Annotated in this window: 3 protein-coding genes and 1 pseudogene; all 4 read left to right on the top strand. The window is 70.3% G+C overall.

Annotated elements, in window-relative coordinates; genetic code table 11:
* Window positions 1-148 precede the first annotated feature (148 nt).
* On the top strand, window positions 149-427 hold the full coding sequence (locus BN903_RS05305) for a hypothetical protein (RefSeq protein ID WP_048076702.1): 279 nt from the start codon (window positions 149-151) through the stop codon (window positions 425-427).
* Between the two features lie 253 nt (window positions 428-680).
* Window positions 681-1,658, top strand: coding sequence for an aliphatic sulfonate ABC transporter substrate-binding protein (locus BN903_RS05300; RefSeq protein ID WP_048076701.1), 978 nt, complete (start codon window positions 681-683; stop codon window positions 1,656-1,658).
* A 1-nt stretch (window position 1,659) separates the two neighbouring features.
* Window positions 1,660-2,460, top strand: a complete 801-nt coding sequence (locus tag BN903_RS05295) for an ABC transporter permease (RefSeq protein ID WP_048076700.1) — start codon at window positions 1,660-1,662, stop codon at window positions 2,458-2,460.
* A pseudogene (locus tag BN903_RS05290) lies at window positions 2,444-3,159 on the top strand (ABC transporter ATP-binding protein); the annotation flags it as partial. The gene BN903_RS05295 and the pseudogene BN903_RS05290, both read left to right, overlap by 17 nt.

Here is a 3,159-nt window from a genome sequence, read left to right as displayed (position 1 = left end):
CCTACTCCCCTGTGTGCCTTCGCCTCCCACGACGTAGTGGGAGAGGCGGCCGGACCGCCGCGAGTCCGGGTCGGCCCGGGGACGGCGGCGGGACCGGCGTCGGCGAGGCGACCGACACATTCGACACGGTCCGGCCCGTATGGAGCGTATGACCGACACGGAGTCCGCGTCGGCGAACGGTGTTGCGGCGCGGTACGAGGAGACCGACGGCGAGCGCCGGCTCACCTTCTCGCTGGACGGCCGCGAGGCGACCGTCGCGCAGAACGTCGAGGGGTACGCCATGCTGAAGGTCCGTCCCGGTCCCGACGGCGACGAACTGGAGCGGTACTACGGGTTCGACATGGCGCTCGACCACGCCGCGGAGCTGCTCGGAGTCGCCGTTCCGGACCTTCCGGTGCCGGACGCGGCCGCCGACATGGGAATGTAGCCGCGCCGCCCACGCCTCGACGCCGACTAACCAGCAACATAGTCCGCTATTCGGAACGCGAGCCGAACGGCTTCGTCACCGTCTCGAACGAGGTCCCGGACGCGTGTTCAACGGGTAGGGGGCGTGACGCGACGGACGAACTCCGTGTGAATGTCTTTCACTACTGAAAATAAATAACTACAGGGCATCATAGTCGCGGCTGAATATTCTCAATAGCCATATCTGTTTATGAGTGGGACCGGTGAAGGCGTGTATGGAGCGAAGACAGTTCCTGCGCGGCACCGGCGCGGCGATCGGCGGTTCGCTGCTCGCCGGCTGCGCGGGGAACGGTGGCGGATCGGGGACGGTGACGGTCGACTACGCGTACTACAACCCGGTCAGCCTCGTGTTGCGCGAGAAGGGCTGGCTCGAAGAGGCGTTCGCGGACGCCGACACCGACGTCGAGTGGGTATTGAGCCTCGGGAGCAATCAGGCGAACGAGTACGCGCAGAGCGGCGAGGCCGACGTCTCCTCGACCGCGGGGATCGCGGCGCTGATGGCCCGCACGAACGGCGTCCCGATCACGACGCCGTACGTCTACTCGGAGCCGGAGTGGACCGCGCTCGTCACCTTCGAGGAGACCGGCATCGGATCGGTCGAGGACCTCGAAGGGAGCCGCGTCGCCGCCACCCGCGGCACCGACCCGTACTTCTTCCTGCTTCAGGCGCTCGACGACGCCGGACTGAGCGAGGAGGACGTCGAGGTCGTCAACCTCCAGCACCCGGAGGGGCAGTCGGCCTTGGTCCGCGGCGAGGTCGACGCGTGGGCCGGACTCGACCCCCACATGGCGGAGCTGGAGCTCGAACACGACGGCGCGGAGCTGTTCTTCCGCGAGCCGCGGTACAACACCTACGGCTTCCTCAACTTCCTCGACGGCTTCCTCGCCGACCGCCCCGAGGACGCGCGCCGGGTGATCGAGACGTACGAGCGCGGCCGCGAGTGGGCGATCGAGAACCCCGAGGAGACGGCGGGGATCCTCGCGGACGCCTCGGAGATGTCGGAGCCGGTCGCAGAGCGCGTGTTCACGCAGCGGAACGACCTCTCGCGGCCGATTCCGGGCGACCCGCACCGCGAACTGCTCACGAACCTCTCGCCGATACTCGAACGCGAGGGGCTCGTGACCGAGGACGCCGACCCGGCCGGGCACGTCGACGAGCTGATCGACGCCGAGTTCGCGAGCGAGGTCGTCTGAGATGGCCACCGACGCCCGAACCGAGCCGCGAACGATCGGTCCGGTCGCGGTCCCCTCGGCGGACCGGTTCCACCCGCTGCTCGGGCTCGTCGTCCCGGCGGCGCTCGTCGTCGGCTGGCACGTCGTCGTGGCGACCGGCGTCATCGCGGCCTACCAGCTTCCGACCCCGCTGCGCGTCGCCGAGACGCTGTACGGGATGGCCGCCTCGGGCGAGCTGTTGGGTCACGTCGCGATCACGGTCCAGCGCGTCTTCCTCGGCGTGGGCCTCGGGATCGCCGTCGGGACCGTCTTCGGAACGGCCACGGGGCTCTCGCGGACGGCCAGCGACCTGCTCGACCCGCTCTTACAGAGCCTGAAGAACATCCCGTCGCTGGCGTGGGTGCCGCTGTTCCTGCTGTGGTTCGGCATCGGAGAGAGCGCGAAGGTGCTACTGATCGCGGTCGGCGCGTTCTTCCCCGTGTACCTCAACCTCTCGACGGGCATCGCGGCGGTCGACGAGGAGCTGCTGGAGGTCGCGGAGGTGTACGACCTCGGCCGCGTCGAGTCGCTGCGCCGGGTCGTGTTCCCGGCGGCGCTCCCGAGCCTGCTCGTCGGGATCCGCGGCGGCGTCGGGCTGGCGTGGATGTTCGTCGTCGCCGCCGAACTGATCGCGGCGAGCCAGGGGATCGGGTTCCTGCTGAGCGACGGGCGGACCCTCGCGCGGCCCGACATCATCGTCGGCTCGATCCTGCTCTTCGCGTTCCTCGGCAACTGCTCCGACGTCGCGGTGAAGGAGGTGAGAGACCGTGTCGTCGGGCGCTGATCCCGACGCCGCGTCGTCGGCCGCTGACGCCGACGCCGCGTCGCCGACCGCGGACCCAGTCCTCGCGGTCGACGGCCTCCGGAAGCGGTACGACGACACGGTCGCGCTCGACGGCGTCGACCTCGCGGTCGCGGACGGCGAGTTCGTCGCGGTCGTCGGCCCCTCCGGCTGCGGGAAGTCGACGCTGCTCCGCGTGCTCTCCGGCCTCGAACCGGAGTTCGCCGGGAGCGTCGCGGTCGACGGCACCGACGTCCGCGACGGCGGCAGCGACGACGTCGGGATGGTATTTCAGGAGCCGCGGCTGCTCGACTGGGCCGACGTGCGCGAGAACGTCGCCGTCGGACTCCCGGCCGACGTCGACCCCGACTCGCCGGCCGCCCGCGAGCGCGTCGACGAACTGATCGAGACGGTCGGACTCGACGGGTTCGCCGAGAGCCACCCGGACGAACTGTCCGGGGGGATGGCCCAGCGCGTGTCGCTCGCGCGGGGGCTGGCGTACGACCCTCCGTGCTGCTGCTCGACGAGCCGTTCTCGGCGCTCGACCGGCTGACGAAGGCGGACCAGCAGGACCACCTGCTCGACGTGTGGGAGGCGCGCGGGACGACCGTGGCCCTCGTCACCCACGACGTCGAGGAGGCGGTGTACCTCGCGGACCGCGTCGTCGTCCTCGGCGGCCAACCCGGAACGGCCGAGGCCGTC

It is taken from the genome of Halorubrum sp. AJ67, from assembly GCF_000513435.1.
The sequence above is the reverse complement of the archived record's forward strand: the minus strand, read 5'-3'. Positions and strand labels throughout refer to the sequence as shown.